This window comes from Burkholderia sp. APQ4-4ca (assembly GCF_057837105.1).
The window spans coordinates 2,210-22,259 of sequence record NZ_JBYQCG010000075.1 but is presented as its reverse complement, the minus strand read 5'-3'; the positions used below and the strand labels follow the sequence as shown (position 1 = coordinate 22,259).

General features: G+C 66.8%; 17 protein-coding genes and 2 pseudogenes. 9 read left to right on the top strand and 10 right to left on the bottom strand.

The window, feature by feature from the left end; all coding sequences use genetic code 11:
* The 3 genes from AC3IFE_RS08340 to AC3IFE_RS08330 all read left to right on the top strand — a co-directional run.
* On the top strand, positions 1–191 hold a 191-nt coding region (locus tag AC3IFE_RS08340; protein WP_489190197.1), incomplete at its 5' end, for a hypothetical protein.
* Positions 188–874 (top strand): response regulator transcription factor, encoded by a 687-nt coding sequence (locus AC3IFE_RS08335; RefSeq protein ID WP_089470690.1) that lies wholly within the window; start codon positions 188–190, stop codon positions 872–874. The genes AC3IFE_RS08340 and AC3IFE_RS08335, both read left to right, overlap by 4 nt.
* Positions 875–1,258: 384 nt before the next feature.
* On the top strand, positions 1,259–1,552 hold the full coding sequence (locus AC3IFE_RS08330) for a DUF4148 domain-containing protein (RefSeq protein ID WP_489190196.1): 294 nt from the start codon (positions 1,259–1,261) through the stop codon (positions 1,550–1,552).
* A gap of 230 nt (positions 1,553–1,782) precedes the next feature.
* On the opposite strand, the gene AC3IFE_RS08325 is transcribed toward AC3IFE_RS08330, so the two are convergent.
* From AC3IFE_RS08325 to pdxR, 4 genes and pseudogenes are all read right to left on the bottom strand, one after another.
* Entirely contained in the window at positions 1,783–2,862 is a 1,080-nt protein-coding gene (locus AC3IFE_RS08325; RefSeq protein ID WP_069621527.1) for a purine-nucleoside phosphorylase, read from the bottom strand.
* 323 nt (positions 2,863–3,185) lie between these two features.
* A pseudogene (locus AC3IFE_RS08320) lies at positions 3,186–3,350 on the bottom strand (LysE family translocator); the annotation flags it as partial.
* Between the two features lie 81 nt (positions 3,351–3,431).
* Positions 3,432–4,496, bottom strand: coding sequence for a selenide, water dikinase SelD (selD, locus tag AC3IFE_RS08315; protein WP_489190195.1), 1,065 nt, complete (start codon positions 4,494–4,496; stop codon positions 3,432–3,434).
* 142 nt (positions 4,497–4,638) lie between these two features.
* Entirely contained in the window at positions 4,639–6,147 is a 1,509-nt protein-coding gene (gene pdxR, locus AC3IFE_RS08310; protein WP_489190193.1) for a MocR-like pyridoxine biosynthesis transcription factor PdxR, read from the bottom strand.
* Positions 6,148–6,273: 126 nt separating this feature from the next.
* Here pdxR and AC3IFE_RS08305 point away from each other — a divergent pair, with 126 nt between their 5' ends.
* Both AC3IFE_RS08305 and gabD read left to right on the top strand, forming a co-directional pair.
* The gene (locus AC3IFE_RS08305; RefSeq protein ID WP_089470924.1) at positions 6,274–7,557 is read left to right on the top strand and encodes a 4-aminobutyrate--2-oxoglutarate transaminase; all 1,284 of its coding nucleotides are present in this window, start codon (positions 6,274–6,276) and stop codon (positions 7,555–7,557) included.
* A gap of 90 nt (positions 7,558–7,647) precedes the next feature.
* Entirely contained in the window at positions 7,648–9,117 is a 1,470-nt protein-coding gene (gabD, locus tag AC3IFE_RS08300) for an NADP-dependent succinate-semialdehyde dehydrogenase (protein ID WP_489190192.1), read from the top strand.
* Between the two features lie 113 nt (positions 9,118–9,230).
* Here gabD and AC3IFE_RS08295 read toward each other — a convergent pair whose 3' ends face one another.
* Positions 9,231–10,775 (bottom strand): methyl-accepting chemotaxis protein, encoded by a 1,545-nt coding sequence (locus tag AC3IFE_RS08295; protein ID WP_489190191.1) that lies wholly within the window; start codon positions 10,773–10,775, stop codon positions 9,231–9,233.
* A 405-nt stretch (positions 10,776–11,180) separates the two neighbouring features.
* Complete coding sequence (locus tag AC3IFE_RS08290) at positions 11,181–12,725, bottom strand: methyl-accepting chemotaxis protein (protein ID WP_489190190.1); 1,545 nt, start codon at positions 12,723–12,725, stop codon at positions 11,181–11,183.
* A gap of 310 nt (positions 12,726–13,035) precedes the next feature.
* Between AC3IFE_RS08290 and AC3IFE_RS08285 the strand changes: the two genes are divergently transcribed.
* A complete protein-coding gene (locus tag AC3IFE_RS08285) occupies positions 13,036–13,413 on the top strand; it encodes a hypothetical protein (protein ID WP_489190189.1) in 378 nt (125 codons plus the stop codon).
* A gap of 153 nt (positions 13,414–13,566) precedes the next feature.
* Here the strand turns inward: AC3IFE_RS08285 and pcaF are convergent, their stop codons facing one another.
* Positions 13,567–14,769 carry a 3-oxoadipyl-CoA thiolase gene (pcaF, locus tag AC3IFE_RS08280; RefSeq protein ID WP_489190188.1) on the bottom strand — a complete coding sequence of 401 codons (1,203 nt, stop codon included), beginning with the start codon at positions 14,767–14,769 and terminating at the stop codon, positions 13,567–13,569.
* Between the two features lie 227 nt (positions 14,770–14,996).
* On the opposite strand from pcaF, the gene AC3IFE_RS08275 reads away from it, so the two are divergent.
* Positions 14,997–15,785 (top strand): IclR family transcriptional regulator, encoded by a 789-nt coding sequence (locus AC3IFE_RS08275; protein ID WP_179233545.1) that lies wholly within the window; start codon positions 14,997–14,999, stop codon positions 15,783–15,785.
* Between the two features lie 265 nt (positions 15,786–16,050).
* Complete coding sequence (locus AC3IFE_RS08270) at positions 16,051–16,440, top strand: type 2 periplasmic-binding domain-containing protein (RefSeq protein WP_489190186.1); 390 nt, start codon at positions 16,051–16,053, stop codon at positions 16,438–16,440.
* On the opposite strand, the gene AC3IFE_RS08265 is transcribed toward AC3IFE_RS08270, so the two are convergent.
* Both AC3IFE_RS08265 and AC3IFE_RS08260 read right to left on the bottom strand, forming a co-directional pair.
* Complete coding sequence (locus AC3IFE_RS08265; RefSeq protein WP_301737274.1) at positions 16,362–17,693, bottom strand: MFS transporter; 1,332 nt, start codon at positions 17,691–17,693, stop codon at positions 16,362–16,364. The genes AC3IFE_RS08270 and AC3IFE_RS08265 overlap by 79 nt on opposite strands.
* Before the next feature lie 55 nt (positions 17,694–17,748).
* Entirely contained in the window at positions 17,749–18,939 is a 1,191-nt protein-coding gene (locus AC3IFE_RS08260) for a M20 aminoacylase family protein (protein ID WP_089470698.1), read from the bottom strand.
* A gap of 407 nt (positions 18,940–19,346) precedes the next feature.
* Here AC3IFE_RS08260 and AC3IFE_RS08255 point away from each other — a divergent pair.
* Positions 19,347–19,733 (top strand): annotated as a pseudogene (locus tag AC3IFE_RS08255) (DUF3331 domain-containing protein); the annotation flags it as partial.
* A gap of 42 nt (positions 19,734–19,775) precedes the next feature.
* Here the strand turns inward: AC3IFE_RS08255 and AC3IFE_RS08250 are convergent.
* Positions 19,776–19,997, bottom strand: coding sequence for a limonene-1,2-epoxide hydrolase family protein (locus tag AC3IFE_RS08250; RefSeq protein WP_489190199.1), 222 nt, complete (start codon positions 19,995–19,997; stop codon positions 19,776–19,778).
* Between the last annotated feature and the right edge of the window lie 53 nt (positions 19,998–20,050).

Below are 20,050 nucleotides of genomic sequence, written 5' to 3'. Positions count from 1 at the left end.
TGAGTCATTGCTCTACATTCGCGCATTTCCAACGTTCAAAATCGTTGACAATTTTTCCAACGCATCGACGCGCATATCGCGGCAAATTAGGTGCTGCCGATCGTCGCGCGCCGCGTCGAATCATCCATTCCCGCCTGGATGCACGACACGGCCCGATCGCTCCGGTCAACATCGAAGGAGTACGCATATGAACGTCCTCTATCTCGAGGATGATCCCGCCTATGTCGAATTGATCGCCTCGATCCTGGAAATGGCCGGCTATCGCGTGCATGCGGTGAGTAACGGCAACCAGGCCATTCGCCACCTTGAGAGTTCGGTGGTCGACCTGCTGATTCTCGACTGGCTGGTGCCCGGCATGTCCGGATTCGAGGTACTTCAGTGGACGCGCGAACGCATCGGCGGCCGCCTGCCCATCCTTTTTCTGACCAACCGCATGCGCGAGGACGAGATCTTCTCCGCGATGAACGCGGGGGCGGACGACTACATGGTGAAGCCGATCAACCGGTTCGAATTGCTGGCACGGAGCAATGCATTGCTCAGGCGCGCCTATCACGGCGGCAACAGCCGGCACAACGTGCTCAATCTCGGCAGCTACGCGATCGACACGACGACGCGCACCGCGATGTTGAACGGCGTGCCGGTCAAGCTGACGCCGCGCGAGTTCGATCTCGCCGTGCTGCTGTTTCGCAATCCCGGGCGCATCATGCCGCGCGATACGCTGATTCGGTCGCTCTGGGGGCGCGACATGGCAGGCGTGTCGCGCAGCCTCGACACGCATATCTACCGGCTGCGCATGAAGCTCGCGCTGCAGCCGTCGAACGGCGTACGCCTCAGCGCGGTCTATACGCTGGGCTACCGGCTCGAAGCGATCTGACCCGCCCTCCACCGTCGGACGGCGTAGCCGGCCGTGCCCGTCGGCACGACGCGCGACGCCCGGCACGCGCCGCGGCATCCTGCCATCGTGCGCAAAGGACTATTGCCGCACTCGCACCGATCGCCGGGGCGCGCGCCGTCCGACCCGCCGTATCCCGCTGTCAGCCGCGCCAGGCAAGGCTGCGCGCATGTCCTCACTGCGTGTGCGGATTCCAATTGTTCCAGTACAGCGACAATTCAATTCGCGTCTGCCGCATTTATCGCGACGGAACGGATACCTAGAGTAAACCCTGTCGCGCACCTCGTTGCGCATCGAACAGATCCCGCCTGGCGGGACCGGAGTCAGCGCTCGGGCGCCAGCTCCGACATCTCTAGGAGTTACGCCATGAACCGCCGCCATCTTCTCTCGGTCCTTGCCCTCACGCTCGCCGTGTCCGCTCCCGCTTTCGCCGATTCGGGCACCGCGCCCGCCGGCGGCTACGCCACCACGTCGCGGTACGCGCAGCACAACGGCCCGCGTACGCGCGCCGAAGTGAGCGCGGAAGTCGAGCAAGCGCGCAAGGACGGCACGCTCGCGTATCTGCGCAAGGCGACCTCGTATCCGCAGGGGCTCGAACTCGCACAAGGCCCGTATCGCCCGATCCCGGAAGGCAACCAGCTCGCCGGCGGGGGTCGGTAAACGCGCGACGCCGCGCAGCAGGTTGCCCCGTGCGCGGCGTCTCGAACGCATTTATCGACGAGTTGCCGACTCAGTCAGTTACAGAGTTACAGGAGCACATGATGAACGATCAACTTCCTTCGCCGCTCGATCAATGGGACGACACCACGCCGGTGTGGACGCCGTTCCGTTCCGGGCCGCAATCGCATTGAGGCTCGCGCCGACGCGTCGCCGATACCGTCCTGCGGCGATCAGCGACGCGGCACCCCATCACGCCATTCGCCCCAGTGCGTGACGATGTCCTGCACCAGCGGATTGCCCGCGCGGTACAGGTTTTCGGTCGCCGGTGCGAAGCCGCCTTGATCCGCATAGTTCAGCAGGTTGTCGGCGCTCGTCTGCCCTGCATACGGCCGGTCGAAGTCGGACCCCGTGCGCAGCACGGCGACGCGCGACAGGTCCACGCGCTTCACGCTCGCCGCGCGCTTGAGCGCTTCGAACGTCGCGTTGTCTTCCTGCGCGGTCATGCAGTAGGTGCCCTTGCCGTCCGTCAGGATCTTGGTCCACTGGCGCGCGCGCTCGCCGATCAGCGTGCCCGAGAACCACGTGTTGCCCGATGACGTGTCGCACTGAATCACCGTCGGCGGCCGGTTCGCCGGCGCGTACGTGAACTTCGCGCGCGCGGCCTGCGCCTGTGCGCTGTCGGCGAGCACGACGTTGCGCGACAACGCATACGCGGCATCGGTCAACTGCGGGTTGAGCTGGAACACTTCGGTGCGATAGTCGAGCGGCGGCTTGTCGTTCGGGCTCTTCGTGTTGATACCGAGAAAGCCGGTGTTCCACCCGGCCGGAATCTCGCGTGCATCGAGCTCCCACTGCAGACTGAAATCGACGAGGTATTTCGACCACGCGGCCGAGCCGACCGTGCCCTGTGCAGGATCGACGCCCGCGATGCCCGAGACCAGGAAATACGTGCGGCGCAGATCGAAGCGCTGCGAGAACGTGAGAGCCATGATCGTCGCCGATGCATTCGCATAGCCCATGCCGGTCGTCACCACGCATACGTCCTGCTTGTTGCAGTGGACGGCCGGATAGTCGGGCGACAGGCCCGGCACGGTGATGTCGCGCCACGGGCCGAGCCGGTCGAGCCACGCCTGGCCTTCCGGGCCGAACATCGTGATGATCATGACCTTGACCGGGCGGCCATGCGAGCCGGTCTCGGCGAATGCGGCGTTGCCTGCATCGTTGCCCTGGTTGTCCTGCGCGATCGACGGCGCGGTCGCACAGGCGGCGAGCGAGAAGGCGGCGGCGGAAAGGATGGAGCGAGTCAGCATCGGCGTTCCTTGTTTCGATGATGTTGAGTGAGAACGGCTGTCGGAGACTGCGCGACGAGTATAGAACGGGCGTGCGCGATGCGGAACCCGACTACGAAACGGCTGGCCGTGTTTCGCGCGACCGCGTGCATGTTGCGTGATGGAAAACGCGTGTTCGTCGCGGCGTTGCAAACATCAGGAATGCTATCGGGTTCGCGGCGACACGCGACGTTGGCTGCTTCTCGCCACGCTACACGCGCATCAGGCCCGCGACGCCGTAACCGAGCACGACGCGTGCGGCGACCACATGGCTCGCCGCGAGCCACCCGGCGATTTCACGAAGTGCCGATCGTAAACGCGACGACCGCATAGCAACCGTCGGCAGCGGCCACGCCGATCGCCGCGCGCACGCCGGTCGCCGTGCCGGCGCGCATGCCGTAGTTCGCGATCATCAGTGCGACGGGCCCGACCGACAGCGCGATCATCAGCCCGAACAGGAAGTCGTTCATCAGTCGTCGATGGCATCGATATCGTCGATGGAAGACACCGATTCCAGCGACGTCGAAACGATCGGGCGTGTGTATCCGAAATCAGGCGACGTCGACGCGCGACGGCCCGTCCACCATCTCGCCGATCACGGCCGCGCGGCCGAAACCGTCGGCGCGGAAGCAGGCGAGCACGTCATCGACGGCCTCGGGTGCACACGCGACCAGCAGCCCGCCCGACGTCTGCGGATCGGTCAGCAACGCCTGCGCGACGGGCGGCAGCCCGTCGGCGAGCCGCACGTCGGCGCCGTACGCGGCCCAGTTGCGGCCCGACGCGCCGGTGAACACGCCGTCCGCAACGAACGTCTCGACGCCCGCGAGCCACGGCAGCGACGCGTAGTGCACGCGCGCGGTGAGTTGCGCGCCGCGCGCCAGTTCGAGCGTATGGCCAAGCAGCCCGAAGCCCGTGACGTCGGTCAGTGCATGCACGCCCGGCAGCGCGGCGAGCTCGGCGCCCGGCCGGTTGAGCTTGGTGGTGGTCGCAACCATCTGCGCGTACCCGTCGGCATCGAGCTGGTTCTTCTTCAGCGCGGCCGACAGCACGCCGACGCCGAGCGGCTTGCCGAGCACGAGCACGTCGCCCGCGCGCGCGGCCGCGTTGCGCTTCACGCGCGACGGATGCACGACGCCGATCGCCGCGAGCCCGTAGATCGGCTCGACCGAATCGATCGAATGGCCGCCCGCGACCGGAATGCCGGCCTCCGCGCACACCGATTCGCCACCGCGCAGCACGGCCGCGATCGTCTCGTGCGGCAGCACGTTGATCGGCATGCCGACCAGCGCGAGCGCGAGGATCGGCTTGCCGCCCATCGCATAGACGTCGGACAGCGCATTGGTGGCCGCGATACGGCCGAAGTCGAACGGATCGTCGACGATCGGCATGAAGAAATCGGTGGTGGCGACGATCGCCTGCTCGTCGTTGAGCCGGTAGACGGCCGCGTCGTCGGACGTCTCGGTGCCGACCAGCAGATCGGGGAACAGCGCGGGCGGCGTCGCGCGCTTGAGCAGCTCGGACAGCACGCCCGGCGCGATCTTGCAGCCGCAGCCGCCCCCGTGCGACAGGCTCGTGAGGCGCGGAACGGCAGGCTGGGCTTGGGTGGCTTCGGTCATCGTCGGCATCCGGTAAATAACAACCTTCTATTATCGACAATTCGGCGCGAGCGCGCCCGATGCGCTGCACGTCGAGAAGAGAATCGCGCTTCGACCGGCCTTTGACGGAATCGCAACCAGTCGATATTGCAGTGCTCGCGCGTCAAGCCAGCGCGACGGCCCCGCCGAACGCCCGCTCGTCGATCGCCTCGGCGAGGGTCGCGAACGCGGTCCCGATCTCGTCTTCCGGCACGCACGCATAGCCGAGCAGCAAGCCCGATGCGGCGCGCGAGCGATCCGCGTAATACCCGGACAGCGGCCGCACGACGATGTTGCGCTCCAGCGCGGCCTGCGCAAGCGCGCGATCGTCGACGCCATCGGGCAATCGCGTGACCAGGTGCAGCCCCGCGTCGCTGCCGAGCGCGTGCAGCGTATCGCCGTAGCGCCGCGCGACCGCGTCGAGCAGCACCTCGCGGCGCTGCCCGTACAGCGTGCGCATCTTGCGGATATGCGACACGAAATGTCCTTCCGCGATGAATTCGGCGAGCACCGCCTGCTGCAGCAACTGCCCTTCGCGATACAGCTCGGCGCTCGCGGTCGCGAAGCTTTCCGCGAGCGGCTCCGGCGCGACCAGGTAGCCGACCCGCAGCCCCGGGAACAGCGTCTTGCCGAAACTGCCGACGTAGATCACCTGCCCGGCCGTGTCGAGGCCCTGCAGCGACGCGAGCGGCCGGCTGCCGTAGCGGAATTCGCTGTCGTAGTCGTCCTCGATGATCCAGCAGCCGTGCTGGCGCGCGTATTCGAGCAGCATCCGCCGCCGCGCGAGGCTCATCACCATCCCGAGCGGATACTGGTGCGACGGCGTGACGAGCATCAGCTTCGGCGGCTCGGCCAGATCGGCGGCCGACGGCGCGATGCCTTCGTCGTCGACCGGAATCGGCCGCGTGGTGAGCCCCGACACGTTCAGCACGCTGCGCACGCCCCAGTAGCACGGATCCTCGGTCCAGATCGCGTCGCCCGGGTCGGTCAGCAGGCGCACCGCGAGGTCGATCGACTGGTGGATGCCGGTCGTGATCACGATCTGCTCGGGCGTGCAGCGCACCGAGCGCGACGTGCGCAGGTAGTCGGCCAGCGCCTCGCGCAGCAGCGCGAGGCCGCCGCCGGGCGCGTAGGTCAGCAGGTCCGGGCGCAGGCGCCGCCAGTACTTGTTGTGCAGCCGCGTCCACACGCGCGCCGGAAAGCGCGACACATCGGGCACGCCCGGCATGAACGCGCCGCCCTGGCGCTTCGACACGCCGGCGCCTTCGACGAGCCGCGTGCCGCGCGCGGACAGCCGCCGCGCGGACGGCGTCGCGACGGCCGGGCCGGCCGCCGCGTCGGGCGGTGCGCCGACGATCTCGTCCGGCGCGCTGTCGGCGACGAACGTGCCGCGGCCCGTCGCCGAGTTCACGTAGCCTTCGAGCGAAAGCTGTTCGTAAACCTGCGTGACCGTGTTGCGCGCGATCCCGAGCTCGGCGGCCAGCAGCCGCGACGACGGCACGCGCGTACCGGCCGGCAGTTCGCGCGACAGGATTGCCTGTTGCAGCAGCCGGTGCAACTGCCGGTAGATCGGCTGTTCGCCGCCGCGCACGAGGCGCTGCGCCAGCCAGTCCGACAACACGCTCGCGCGCATGATTGGCTCCTGAATATTTATTGAAATGGCTCTGATTGCCAGAGCCAAATGTGATTATAGTCGCCTCCATGGGCTGCCAACGCGGCCGTTTTTTATCCCACCGGACAGAACATCAAGGAGATGACCGTGAAGAATGCCGACCTGCAGGCCCGCAAGAACGCCGCCACCCCGCGCGGCGTCGGCGTGATGTGCGATTTCTACGCAGCCCGCGCCGAGAACGCGGAGCTGTGGGACGTCGAAGGCCGCCGCTTCATCGATTTCGCCGCCGGTATCGCGGTGCTGAACACGGGCCATCGCCACCCGAAGATCGTCAAGGCGATCGCCGATCAGCTGAACCACTTCACGCACACCGCTTACCAGATCGTCCCGTACGCGTCGTACGTCGAGCTGGCCGAGAAGATCAACGCGCGCGCGCCGGGCGACTTCCCGAAAAAGACGGCGTTCTTCACCACCGGCGCGGAAGCCGTCGAAAACGCGATCAAGATCGCGCGCGCGGCAACCGGCCGTCCGGGCGTGATCGCATTCTCGGGCGGCTTCCACGGTCGCACGATGATGGGCATGGCGCTGACCGGCAAGGTCGCGCCGTACAAGCTGAACTTCGGCCCGTTCCCGGGCGACGTGTTCCACGCGCCGTACCCGAACGCGGTGCACGGCGTGACGACGGCCGACTCGATCAAGGCGATCGAGATGCTGTTCAAGGCCGACATCGATCCGAAGCGCGTCGCCGCGATCATCTTCGAACCGGTCCAGGGCGAAGGCGGCTTCTACGCGGCGCCGGCCGAATTCGTGCGCGCGCTGCGCAAGATCTGTAACGAGCACGGCATCCTGCTGATCGCCGACGAAGTCCAGACGGGCTTCGCGCGCACCGGCAAGCTGTTCGCGATGCAGCACTACGACGTGCTGGCCGACCTGATCACGATGGCGAAGAGCCTCGCGGGCGGCATGCCGCTGTCGGGCGTCGTCGGCCGTGCGGACCTGATGGACGCGGCGGCGCCCGGCGGCCTCGGCGGCACCTACGCGGGCAACCCGCTGGCCGTCGCATCGGCGCACGCGGTGCTCGAGATCATCGACGAAGAAAAGCTGTGCGAGCGCGCGACGCAGCTCGGCGACGTGCTGAAGGCGAAGCTGAACGCGCTGCAGGCCGACGTGCCGCAGATCGCCGACGTGCGCGGCCCGGGCGCGATGATCGCGGTCGAATTCCTGAAGCCGGGTTCGGGCGAGCCGGATGCCGAATTCACGAAGCGCGTGCAGACGCGTGCGCTCGAGCGCGGCCTGCTGCTGCTCGTGTGCGGCGTGTACTCGAACGTCGTGCGCTTCCTGTTCCCGCTGACGATCCCGCAAGCCGTGTTCGACGAAGCGCTCGTGATCCTCGAGGAAGTGCTGAAGGAAACGGTCGGCGTGCCGGCCTGAGTGCCCGTTCCCTTCCACTGAATGCGCCGCCGCCGTCGTGAAGACGGCGGCGGCCGTTTTCTTCCGTCCTTTTCAAAGCAGGCGATTCATATGAGCACCGTTCAGGAAACCCTGGCACTGAAAGATCCGTCGCTGTTCCGCGAGCAGGCGTACATCGACGGCGAATGGCAACGCGCAACGAACGGCGAGACGTTCGACGTCCGCAACCCGGCGACCGGCGGCCTGCTCGGCACCGTGCCGGCGATGGGCGCGGCCGAGACGCGTCACGCGATCGAAGCCGCGAACGCCGCATGGCCGGCGTGGCGCAAGAAGACCGCGAAGGAACGCGCGGCGATCCTGCGCAAGTGGCACGACCTGATGATGGAGAACGCCGACGATCTCGCGCTGATCCTGACGACCGAGCAGGGCAAGTCGCTGGCCGAGGCGAAGGGCGAGATCGGCTACGCGGCGTCGTTCCTCGAGTGGTTCGCGGAAGAAGGCAAGCGCGTGTACGGCGACACGATCCCGACGCCGGCGAGCGACAAGCGCATCGTCGTGACGAAGGAAGCGATCGGCGTGTGCGCGGCGATCACGCCGTGGAACTTCCCGGCGGCGATGATTACCCGCAAGGTCGGCCCGGCGCTCGCCGCGGGCTGCCCGATCGTCGTGAAGCCGGCCGAAGCGACGCCGTTCTCGGCGCTCGCGATGGCCGTGCTGGCCGAGCGCGCGGGCGTGCCGGCCGGCGTGTTCAGCGTCGTCACGGGCGACCCGAAGGCGATCGGCGGCGAACTGACGTCGAACCCGATCGTGCGCAAGCTGTCGTTCACCGGCTCGACGCCGGTCGGCCGTCTGCTGATGTCGCAATGCGCGGCGACGGTCAAGAAGGTGTCGCTGGAGCTTGGCGGCAACGCGCCGTTCATCGTGTTCGACGATGCCGATCTCGATGCGGCCGTGCAGGGCGCGATCGCGTCGAAGTACCGCAACAGCGGCCAGACGTGCGTGTGCACGAACCGCTTCTACGTGCACGAAGCCGTGTACGACCAGTTCGCGCAGAAGCTCGCGGCGGCCGTCGGCCAGTTGAAGGTCGGCCGCGGCACGGAGCCGGGCGTCACGCAGGGCCCGCTGATCAACGAAGCGGCCGTGCTGAAGGTCGAGGCGCACATCGAGGACGCGCTCGCGAAGGGCGCGACCGTCGTGACGGGCGGCAAGCGCCATGCGCTCGGCCACGGCTTCTTCGAGCCGACCGTGCTGACGGGCGTCACGCCGGCGATGAAGGTCGCGAAGGAAGAGACGTTCGGGCCGCTCGCCCCGCTGTTCAAGTTCGGCAGCGACGACGAGGTGATCCGCCTCGCGAACGACACCGAGTTCGGTCTCGCCGCGTACTTCTACAGCCGCGACATCGGCCGCGTGTGGAAGGTGGCCGAAGCGCTCGAATACGGGATGGTCGGCGTGAACACGGGCCTGATCTCGAACGAAGTCGCGCCGTTCGGCGGCGTCAAGCAGTCGGGCCTCGGCCGCGAAGGCTCGCACTACGGCATCGACGACTACGTCGTGATCAAGTACCTCTGCCTGGCCGTCTGACGGTCGGGGCCTGCCGCCTCGGCGACAGGCCCTGGCCGCCCGGCCGGAACCGGGCGGCCCGACGCGGGCCGGCACCCTCTCCGTCGCGCCCGCGTCACCTTCCCCTGCCGCGATCAGCGGAACACGTTCACCGCCTCCACCAACCGCGTCGCCTGCTGCTTCAGGCTCTCCGACGCCGCCGTGCTCTGCTCGACGAGCGCCGCGTTCTGTTGCGTGATGTTGTCCAGATGCACGACCGCCTGGTCGACCTGCGCGACACCCGTGCTCTGCTCGGCCGTCGACGAGCTGATCTCCGCGATCAGATCCGACACACGCTTCACCTGCGTGACGATCTCCTCCATCGTCTTGCCCGCGCCATCGACGATCCGCGCGCCCGACTCGACCCGCTCGACGCTCGCGCCGATCAGCGTCTTGATTTCCTTCGCCGCGTTCGCGCTGCGCTGCGCGAGCGCCCGCACTTCGCCGGCCACCACCGCGAAGCCGCGCCCTTGATCGCCCGCGCGCGCCGCCTCGACAGCCGCGTTCAGCGCGAGGATATTGGTCTGGAACGCGATGCCGTCGATCACGCCGATGATGTCGGCGATCCTGCGCGAGCTGTCGGTGATGTCGTTCATCGTCGCGACGACTTCGCTCACCGCCTGCCCGCCGCGCCCGGCCGCCTCGCTCGCGGAAACGGACAACTGATTCGCCTGCAGCGCCGTTTCCGCATTGCTCGACACGGTCGCCGTCATCTCGGCCATCGACGCGGCCGTCTGCTGCACGCTCGTCGACGCCTGCTCGGTGCGCGCGCTCAGGTCGCTGTTGCCCTGCGCGATCTCGTTGCTCGCGCGCTGCACGTTCAGCACCTGCTCGCTGACGTCGTCGACGAGCCAGCGGAACATCAGCCCGAGCTGGTTGATCGTGCGCAGCGTCATGCCGATCTCGTCGACGCGGTTCATCCGCACGCCGCTGCGGCTTTCGCCGGTCGCCACGCGCAACGCCTCGTCGCGCAGCTGCCCAAGCGGCCGCACGATCTGCGCGTCGAGCCACAGCCCGGCGGCCGCCGTCACGCCGACCGCCGCACCGGCGAACGCCGCGAGCCCGCCGCCGGTCAACCCGGCCGCCCAGCCGGCGCCGATGACGGCCGGCGCAAGCACGCACAGCGTCGACACCAGCCGGGCCCGCACCGACATCGTCTGGAACAGCGACGCGACGCGCATCGCGCCCGTGCGGACGATCAATCCCTTGTGGAACCGGCGGCTGCCGGCCTTGCCTTCGCGGAAATCGCGATACAGCGCCTCGGCGGCCGCGATCTCGTCGCGCGTCGCCTTCGTGCGCACCGACATGTAGCCCTTCGGCTGCCCGTTGCGCATCACCGGAATCGCGTTCGCACGCACCCAGTAGTGATCGCCGTTCTTGCGGCGATTCTTCACGAGCGCGGTCCACGGCTCGCCGCCCTTGAGCGTCGCCCACATGTCGGCGAACGCTTCCTTCGGCATGTCCGGATGCCGCACCACGTTGTGCGGCTGGCCTTCGATCTCCTCGGGAGAAAATCCGCTGACCTGGATGAACGCCGCGTTCGCGTACGTGATGTGGCTGTCGACGTCGGTCGTCGACATCAGCGTCGCATCATCGGCAAATTCGAATTCGCGTTGCGTGACAGGCTGGTTGTTGCGCATGGTGTGGAACTCCGGGTGGCGGATCTTGCGTCCGCTCGTCGATTGATTCGAGATGCCGCGCATGCCGATCGAATCGCATGCGTGTGAGTCAGGCTCCTGCACTGTCGGCAAATTCGGCGAAAACCTTATGCCCCACCCGGGTAAATATGCATTAAATAAGCATCATCGCGTTTTTGTCGAATGCTTTGTTTATGGATAAACCGGAATGCATGCCCGTACGACGACCTGACGGCCATTCGTCCGACCATTCGACGTAATGCGTCCGGCCCGATTGAATGCGCAACGCCAATGTCGTCGATACGACGTGTTTGACGTTATTCGATTGAATTCGACAATCTGAACATGTGCCGTGCGCGACGTTCCGCAGTCGTTGATCGAATCCGCCCGTCGCGCACGCTGCAACCTTCACCTGAACACGTTCACCGCATCCACGAGCCGCGTCGCCTGCTGCTTCAGGCTTTCCGACGCCGCCGTGCTCTGCTCGACGAGCGCCGCGTTCTGTTGCGTGATGTTGTCCAGATGCACGACCGCCTGGTCCACTTGCGCGACGCCCGTGCTCTGCTCGGCCGTCGACGAGCTGATCTCCGCGATCAGATCCGACACGCGCTTCACCTGCGCGACGATGTCCTCCATCGTCTTGCCCGCGCCATCGACGATCCGCACGCCCGACTCGACGCGTTCGACGCTCGCGCCGATCAGCGTCTTGATTTCCTTCGCCGCGTTCGCGCTGCGCTGCGCGAGCGCCCGCACTTCGCCGGCTACCACCGCGAAGCCGCGCCCCTGTTCGCCCGCGCGCGCCGCCTCGACGGCCGCGTTCAACGCGAGGATGTTGGTCTGGAACGCGATGCCGTCGATCACGCCGATGATGTCGGCGATCCTGCGCGAGCTGTCGGTGATCTCGCTCATCGTCGTGACGACTTCGCTCACCGCCTGCCCGCCGCGCTCGGCCGCCTCGCTCGCGGACACCGACAACTGATTCGCCTGCAGCGCCGTTTCCGCGTTGCTCGATACGGTCGCCGTCATCTCGGCCATCGACGCGGCCGTCTGCTGCACGCTCGACGCGGCCTGTTCGGTACGCGCGCTCAGGTCGCTGTTGCCCTGCGCGATCTCGTTGCTCGCACGCTGCACGTTGTGAACCTGCTCGCTGACGTCGTCGACGAGCCAGCGGAACATCAGCCCGAGCTGGTTGATCGTGCGCAGCGTCATGCCGATCTCGTCGACGCGGTCCATCCGCACGCCGCGCCTGCTCTCGCCGGTCGCGACGTGCAGCGCCTGCTCGTGCAGCCGCTTCAGCGGTTGCACGATCTGCGCGTCGAGCCACCAGCCGGCCGCGGCCGCCACGCCAGCCGTCACGCCGGCAAACGCCGCGAGCTCGCCACCGCTGAGCCCGCAAGCCCAGCCCGCACCGACGACCGCCGGCGCCAGCACGCACAGCGCCGAATGAACGCGTGCACGCACCGACATCGTCTGCGGCAGCGAAGCGATCCGCAGCAGCCCGGTGCGAATGACGAGCCCCTTGTGGAACCGGCGCTGGCCGGCCTTGCCGTCGCGGAACGCGCGATACAGCGCGTCCGCGGCTTTGCTCTCGTCGTGCGGCGCCTTCGTGCGCACCGACATGTAGCCATGCGGCGCGCCGTCGCGCATCACCGGAATCGCGTTCGCACGCACCCAGTAGTGGTCGCCGTTCTTGCGGCGGTTCTTCACGAGCGCGGTCCACGGCTCGCCGCCCTTGAGCGTCGCCCACATGTCGGCGAACGCCTCCTTCGGCATGTCCGGGTGACGCACCACGTTGTGCGGCTGGCCGACGAGCTCCTCGGTCGAGAAGCCGCTCACCTGCGCGAACGTCGTGTTTGCGTAGGTGATGATGCTGTCGGCATCGGTCGTCGACATCAGCGTGACGTCGTCGGGAAAATCGAATTCCTGTTGGGTAACGGGCTGGTTGTTGCGCATGCAAGGCTCCGAAAGGCGGATCTGTCGTCCGCGCCGCGCTGAATTCGCGCTCAGTAGCCGAAAAACGGTTGTTCGCTTTACGACCCTCTCGTCCTTGCTTTCGGCAATTCACCGGCAAACCTTAATTTCAAAACGAATAAAACGGGCACTCCGGTCATTGCCATGATTTAGATCAAATAATCCGGCGATAATCCCCGCGCACGTTATCTGTCCGTCACGAAGCACAGCACGACATTGGTAATGCCAGCGGCCGTTGCGTGCGGCGAAACGATCGGCTTATCCTGCTCCGTTCCACCGGAATTCGAATCCGATGAAAAAGACATGGCACGGACTGAATCGGCTGTCCCGGAATACGGCGACGGTTGCGCGTGACAGCCATGAAGGCGATCAGGCTGCATTCTTTCGCAGTGGCGGCTCGATGCCGTTTCCGGAAGAACGCGAACCGGACGGCTATCGCATGGTGCCGCCCAAAGGCATGCCGCGCCGCACCGCCGCCGAACGCGGCGCGCTGTCGGCCCGCGCGCTGGCGCGCGCGATGGGCGCAGAGCGGCTGTACGTATCGGCCACGCCGTCGCGGCGCACGATCGACTTCTACCTGCGGCTCGGCTTCACGGTCAGCCCGTCGCCCGATCCCGAGCTTTACGCGCTCGAGCCCGAGGATATTCATCTGGAAGGGCCGACGGCCTGACGGCCGGCACGCGGATGACGGCGCGTCTCCGGCAACCGTCGCAAGCCGGTGAACGACGAAGGGCGGCACGAGACATCTCGTGCCGCCCTTCGTGGCGAAAACAGCGCAGCGGTAAAGCGGCGCGTATCCGGCCGCTTCACCGCATCACACCGCTCACACGCGTTCGATCGCGATCGCGATGCCCTGGCCGACGCCGATGCACATCGTGCACAGCGCAAAGCGGCCGTTCGTGCGATGCAACTGGTACATCGCGGTGGTTACGAGGCGCGCACCCGATGCGCCGAGCGGATGGCCAAGCGCGATCGCACCGCCGTTCGGGTTCACGCGAGGATCGTCGTCGGCGACGCCGAGCATGCGCAGCACCGCGAGACCTTGCGACGCGAACGCTTCGTTCAGCTCGATCACGTCGAACTGGTCGATCGTCATCCCGAGCCGCGCGAGCAGCTTCTGCGTGGCCGGCGCGGGGCCGATGCCCATCACGCGCGGCGCGACGCCGGCCGTCGCGATGCCCAGCACGCGGGCGCGCGGCGTCAGGCCGAAGCGCTTCGCGGTGGCCTCGTTCGCGAGCAGCAGCGCGGCGGCGCCGTCGTTCACACCCGACGCGTTGCCGGCCGTGACCGAGCCGTCCGGGCGCACGACGCCCTTCAGCTTCGCGAGCGTCTCGAGCGACGTCTCGCGTGGATGCTCGTCGCGCGACACCACCAGCGGGTCGCCCTTCTTCTGCACAATCGTGACCGACACGATTTCTTCGGCGAGCGTGCCGTCCTGCTGCGCGCGTGCGGCCTTCTGCTGGCTGCGCAGCGCGAACAGGTCCTGATCCGCGCGGCTGATGTGGTAATCGACCGCGACGTTCTCGGCGGTTTCCGGCATCGAATCGACACCGTGCAGTTGTTTCATCAGCGGATTGACGAAACGCCAGCCGATCGTCGTGTCGTAGATGTCGGCCTGGCGAGCGAACGCGCTCGCGGCCTTGCCCATCACGAACGGCGCGCGCGTCATGCTCTCGACGCCGCCCGCGACCATCAGCGCGGCCTCGCCCGACTTGATCGCGCGCGCGGCCACGCCGACCGCATCCATTCCCGACCCGCACAGGCGGTTGATCGTCGAACCCGGCACGCTTTCCGGCAAACCCGCGAGCAGCGCCGACATGCGCGCGACGTTGCGGTTGTCCTCGCCGGCCTGGTTCGCGCAGCCGTAGATCACGTCGTCGATCGCCGTCCAGTCGACGTCGCGGTTGCGCTCGACGAGCGCCTTGAGCGGCACCGCGCCCAGATCGTCGGCGCGCACGCCGGACAGTGCACCGCCGTAACGCCCGATCGGCGTACGGATCGCATCACACAGAAAAGCTTCGGTCATCAGTGTCTCCGGTCCCTTGGAAGGCTGGGAAATGAACAGGGCGCGCCCCTTGCATTGCCCGCCGGGATGCGCTTAAATGTTCTATATACGAACATAAGATCGTGTATCGAACGTTCAACGCATCATAGGGAGTGCAGGGACGACCTGTCAAGCGCGCGGTCCGCCCGGCGGTTGGCGTGTCGGGCCCCATGCGCTATCTTCTCGGCTGCACGACATTCCAGGCGCTCATGACAACCGACGATATTCAAACGAAACCCGGCGACTCCTATGTGCAGTCGTTCGCGCGCGGCCTCGCGGTGATCCGCGCGTTCGACGCGACGCGCCCGGAGCAGACGCTCACCGAGGTCGCGTCGGCCACCGGCCTCACGCGCGCGGGCGCACGCCGGATCCTGCTCACGCTGCAGACGCTCGGCTACGTCGAGGCCGACGGCCGGCTGTTCCGGCTCACGCCGAAGATTCTCGAGCTCGGCTTCGCGTATCTGACGTCGATGCCGTTCTGGAATCTCGCCGATCCGGTGATGGAGCAGCTGTCCGCGCAGATCCACGAAAGCTGCTCCGCTGCGGTGCTCGACCGCACCGAGATCGTCTACGTGCTGCGCGTGCCGACCCGCAAGATCATGACGATCAACCTGTCGATCGGCAGCCGGCTGCCCGCGTACTGCACGTCGATGGGCCGCGTGCTGCTGTCCGCGCTCGACGACGCGGCGCTCGACGAAACGCTCGCGCAGAGCGGCATCCGCGCGCATACGCCGCGCACGATCACCGACCTCGGCGAACTGAAGGCGGCGATCGCGCAGGCGCGCCAGCAGGGCTGGGCCGTGGTCGACCAGGAACTCGAAGTGGGGCTGATGTCGCTGTCGGCGCCGATCCGCAATCGGCGCGGGCAGATCATCGCCGCGATGAACATCAGCGGCAACGCGCAGCGGCATACCGCGAAGCAGATGGTGAAGGAGTTTCTCGGGCCGCTGCAGCAGGCCGCGCAGACGGTCTCGGAACTGGTGGCGCGGCGCGGGTGAGCGGTGACTTCGCTCGCGGGATCGGCCCGACGGTCATGCGCGGATCGCGCGGATCGCGCGGATAAAAAGACGGGCGGCATTCGCCGCCCGCTCAACTCTGACTCTGCTTGAAACGTCCTTCTCACGGAACGCGGGGTGCGCTCCGCATCGACCAATTTAGGGGCGCGGCCGCGCCCGGTCAATTTGACGAGAACGAAAATTGCGGGGCGCCGTTCGGACAGGGGCTCGCCGCGCCGCTCACGTCTGCCGCAACGGGCATCCGGAGATGCACGCGCAATCGCTCGCGGAGCTGGCCGACTATGGATGGGTGTCGACGCGCTCGCCGAAACTGAGCGCCGATCCTGTCGTCAACCGGCTGCTTGCGTACTTCGACGCGCACGGCCAGCCGCCGCCGACGATTCTCGCGACCGTCGAAGGGATGTCCGAGACGCTGCGGATCATCACGCAGACCGATTCCCTCGCGCTGGAAACCGAAGCCATCACGCGGCACGGGCCGTTCGCCGGCGCGCTCGTGAAGGTGGCCGTGCGCGAGCTTGCGGAATCGCAGGACATTTGCCTGCTGCATCGCGCGCCGGGTCAGTCCAGCGATTCCCGCGCCGTCTCGCGCAGCATCGCGACCGCGATCAGCGACAGCACCACGCACGCGGCCACGTAGCCGGCCGGCGCGAGCTTGCTGCCGGTCGTCTTCACGAGCCAGGTCGCGATCAGCTGCGCGGTGCCGCCGAAGATCGTCACCGCGAGCGCATACGCGATCGAGATGCCCGTCGCCCGCACGTGGCGCGGCAGCGACTCGCACATCAACGCCATTTCCGACGCCGAACCGAGCGAATAGAACAGCAGCATCAGCGCCGTCAGCGGCAGGATCACCGACAGCGTCGGATGATGATTCATCAGCCAGAACGCCGGAAACAGCAGCACGACCAGCACGCCGCGGCCGACGAAGATCGGCAGGCGGCGGCTGCCGAGTTTGTCCGACAGCCAGCCGAACAGCGGGCACGTGACCAGCATCACGCAGCCCGACGCGACGCCGACGAACATCGACAGCTTCATCGGCAGGCCGAGCGTATGGATCGCGTAGGTCGGCATGTAGAACGTCAGGATGTAGGTCGACACCGTGCCGCCCATCACCGTGAGCATCAGCAGCAGCACCGTGCGCGTGTGATTCGAGAACAGCTCGCGCAGCACGCCGCGCTCGATGCCGTGATGGCGGTCGCCGGGCGCGTCGTCCGCGAGCCGGCGGCGCAGGACCATCCCGACCGGCGCGATCAGCACGCCGACGAGAAACGGCAGCCGCCAGCCCCAGCCCTCCAGCGCATCCCTCGTCATCGTGTTCGACAGCAGCGCCGCGAAGCCCGAGCCCATCAGCGCGGCGCCGCCCTGCGTCGCGAGCTGCCAGCTCGCGCGGAACGCGCGGCGCGACGTGCCGCCCTGTTCGAGCAGCGTCGACGTCGCCGCGCCAAATTCGCCGCCCTGCGAGAAGCCCTGCAGCAAGCGCGCGAACACGACGAGCAACGGCGCGGCCACGCCGACCTGCGCATAGGTCGGCGCGATCGCGATCAGGCCGGTGCCGAGCGCCATCAGCATGATCGTCAGGTTCAGCGCGGCCTTGCGCCCCTTGCGGTCCGCATAGACGCCGAGCACGACGCTGCCCAGCGGCCGCGTGAAGAAACCGGCGGCGAAGGTCGCGACCGACAGCAGCAGCGACGTGGTCGGGTCGCTCGACGGGAAGAACAGCTTGCCGATCAGCACCGCGAAGAAGCCGTACACGGTGAAGTCGAAGAATTCCAGCCAGTTGCCGATCACGGCCGCGGCGATCGCGCCGCGCTTGGTGACCGCAGGCGCATCGCGCGTGCCGGTTTCAACGGCCTCCGCCGACGCGGGGTGCAGCGCGAGATGGTCTTTCTGCATTGCTATCCTCTCCTGTCAATGCGCCGGAAGCGCCGGCCGCGCGCCGCCGCTGCGATCACCGCCCGAGGTAACGCTCGACGAGGCGCGTCCAGAACGCCGCGCCGATCGGCAGGTTGCGATCGTTGAAGTCGTATTTCGGGTTGTGCACCATGCAGCCGTCCTCGCCTTCGCCGTTGCCGAGCCGCACGAACGAGCCCGGCCGCTGCTGCAGCATGAACGCGAAATCCTCGCTGCCCATCAGCAGATCGGTCTGCTCGACCACGTGCGCATCGCCGACGAGTTCGCGCGCGACCTGAGCGGCGAAATCCGTTTCGGCATCCGTATTGACGACGACCGGATAGCCCTCGATGTACTCGACGTTCGCGCTCGCGCCGTAGCTCGCGGCTTGCGTTTGCGCCAGTTCGGTGATGCGGCGCTTGAGCAGCGCGCGCACTTCCGGGCTGAACGAACGCACGCTGAGCTCGAGGCGCGCGCCGTTCGGAATCACGTTGTTCGCGGTGCCCGCGTGCATCGAGCCGACCGTGACGACGGCCGGCTGCGACGGGTCGACGTTGCGCGCGACGATCGTCTGCAGCGCCATCACGATGCTCGCGGCGACGACGACCGGATCGACCGTCAGATGCGGCCGCGCCGCGTGGCCGCCGACGCCTTCGATCGTGATGATCGCCTTGTCGCCGGCAGACATGAACGGGCCGCGCCGCGTGAGGAACACGCCCGGCGCCGCGCCCGGATGGTTGTGCATGCCGAACACCGCATCGCACGGGAAGCGCTCGAACAGGCCGTCGTCGATCATCTTCTTCGCGCCGCTGTCGACGCCGTGCTCTTCCGCGGGCTGGAAATACAGGTGCACGGTGCCCGAGAAGTTGCGCGTCTTCGCGAGATGCTGCGCGGCGCCGAGCAGCATCGTCGTGTGGCCGTCGTGGCCGCACGCGTGCATCTTGCCGTGCGTGCCGCTCGCATACGGCAGGCCGGTCGCCTCGACGATCGGCAGCGCGTCCATGTCCGCGCGAATGCCGATGCTGCGCGCGCCGTCGCCCACTCGCAGCGTGCCGACCACGCCCGTCTTGCCGACCCCGCGCGTCACCTGCCAGCCCCATTGCTCGAGCTTGTCCGCGACGAGCGCGGCCGTGTCGTGCTCTTCGTACGCGAGTTCGGGGTGGTGGTGGATGTGGTGACGGATCTCGCGCAGCCCGTCGGCGGCGGGCATCAGATCCTCGACTTCGGTGAATCGGATATCGGTGGTCATCAAGGGGCTCCTGCGTTTATCTGCGCACGCCGATGGCGCGTGCGGGAAAGCGAGCCACTATATCCAGCCGATATCGGTTCAATAAGATGCGGAATATTTCACCGTGATAAGGATTTTTAATCAGGGTTAATACGGATGCGTCGGGTAACCCCCTTCGTCAGGAACTTCGGCCCAACGCGCAAGCGCTCATCCCTGACCTGTTCCATCGTGGAATGACACATCGGAGTCCTACGCCAATTTTCAATAAAAAATAGACGTCGTATCCTCCACGCTGTCGTGAACGTCCTTAAGCGAAACAATACCTGTCATTCGCCGATCGACTGGGTGGCATACCGCGTGCATCACTGAAAAGCGGCCATATCCCGGCCGCGAGTTGAGGGGACGCATCTCTCACACCATTTTCGAAGATGCATGGCATGAACGACCTCAGTCCCTGGGAACAGATGATCGCGGCGCTTGCGTCCATGCTCGACGGTGGAACCCGTGTACCGGAGCAGGGGCGCGGCAACGTGAGCGCAGCGCGAGAGCCGAACGGAACCGGCGTCCGGGCGAACGGTATTGACGAAGTCGCCAGGGCCATCGTCGCCGTCGAGCGTCTGAATGGGTCGACGGTCCTCGTGTCGTGGAGCGACTCGACACGCTGTCGCTATGACGAGCAGCGCTGGGTCAACGCGAAATCACGGCGCAAGGGGCGCTGTGCATTGAGTGGCGAACTCGTGCAAGTTGGCGACGATGTCTACAAGCCGCAGTGGCGTGGCTCGAAACGGCCGGGGAATAGCGCCGAGATGATCCTCGCGTCGGCAATGGATTGCATGATCCGCGGCCGCAGTTCAAGACTACTGCTTGATTGCGCTCAACTGCCGATCGAAGTCCGCGGGATCGAAGTAGTCTCGCCAAACCGTGATTCGATCATCGACGATGGTGAGTGTGCCCATCACGGGAAGTGTGATTTTTCCGCCTGATGCGTGTTGAAAGACGTCGATCCGCTCATTGAGAACGACGTTTCCCGCTGCGGCGATATGGGTCACCGTCCAGTCGGCCTTGAACGTCGTACCGATCCCGAAGTCGCCGTGGAATTTGCGGACATTGTCCCGTCCAACGATGTCGGGGA

Excerpts from the sequence above, each read along its gene's own strand:
- AC3IFE_RS08335 (WP_089470690.1), top strand. The coding sequence starts at position 188 with ATGAACGTCCTCTATCTCGAGGATGATCCCGCCTATGTCGAATTGATC.
- AC3IFE_RS08330 (WP_489190196.1), top strand. The coding sequence starts at position 1,259 with ATGAACCGCCGCCATCTTCTCTCGGTCCTTGCCCTCACGCTCGCCGTG.
- AC3IFE_RS08325 (WP_069621527.1), bottom strand. The coding sequence starts at position 2,862 with ATGCTGACTCGCTCCATCCTTTCCGCCGCCGCCTTCTCGCTCGCCGCC.
- selD (WP_489190195.1), bottom strand. The coding sequence starts at position 4,496 with ATGACCGAAGCCACCCAAGCCCAGCCTGCCGTTCCGCGCCTCACGAGC.
- pdxR (WP_489190193.1), bottom strand. The coding sequence starts at position 6,147 with ATGCGCGCGAGCGTGTTGTCGGACTGGCTGGCGCAGCGCCTCGTGCGC.
- gabD (WP_489190192.1), top strand. The coding sequence starts at position 7,648 with ATGAGCACCGTTCAGGAAACCCTGGCACTGAAAGATCCGTCGCTGTTC.
- AC3IFE_RS08295 (WP_489190191.1), bottom strand. The coding sequence starts at position 10,775 with ATGCGCAACAACCAGCCTGTCACGCAACGCGAATTCGAATTTGCCGAT.
- AC3IFE_RS08290 (WP_489190190.1), bottom strand. The coding sequence starts at position 12,725 with ATGCGCAACAACCAGCCCGTTACCCAACAGGAATTCGATTTTCCCGAC.
- AC3IFE_RS08285 (WP_489190189.1), top strand. The coding sequence starts at position 13,036 with ATGAAAAAGACATGGCACGGACTGAATCGGCTGTCCCGGAATACGGCG.
- pcaF (WP_489190188.1), bottom strand. The coding sequence starts at position 14,769 with ATGACCGAAGCTTTTCTGTGTGATGCGATCCGTACGCCGATCGGGCGT.
- AC3IFE_RS08275 (WP_179233545.1), top strand. The coding sequence starts at position 14,997 with ATGACAACCGACGATATTCAAACGAAACCCGGCGACTCCTATGTGCAG.
- AC3IFE_RS08270 (WP_489190186.1), top strand. The coding sequence starts at position 16,051 with ATGCACGCGCAATCGCTCGCGGAGCTGGCCGACTATGGATGGGTGTCG.
- AC3IFE_RS08265 (WP_301737274.1), bottom strand. The coding sequence starts at position 17,693 with ATGCAGAAAGACCATCTCGCGCTGCACCCCGCGTCGGCGGAGGCCGTT.
- AC3IFE_RS08260 (WP_089470698.1), bottom strand. The coding sequence starts at position 18,939 with ATGACCACCGATATCCGATTCACCGAAGTCGAGGATCTGATGCCCGCC.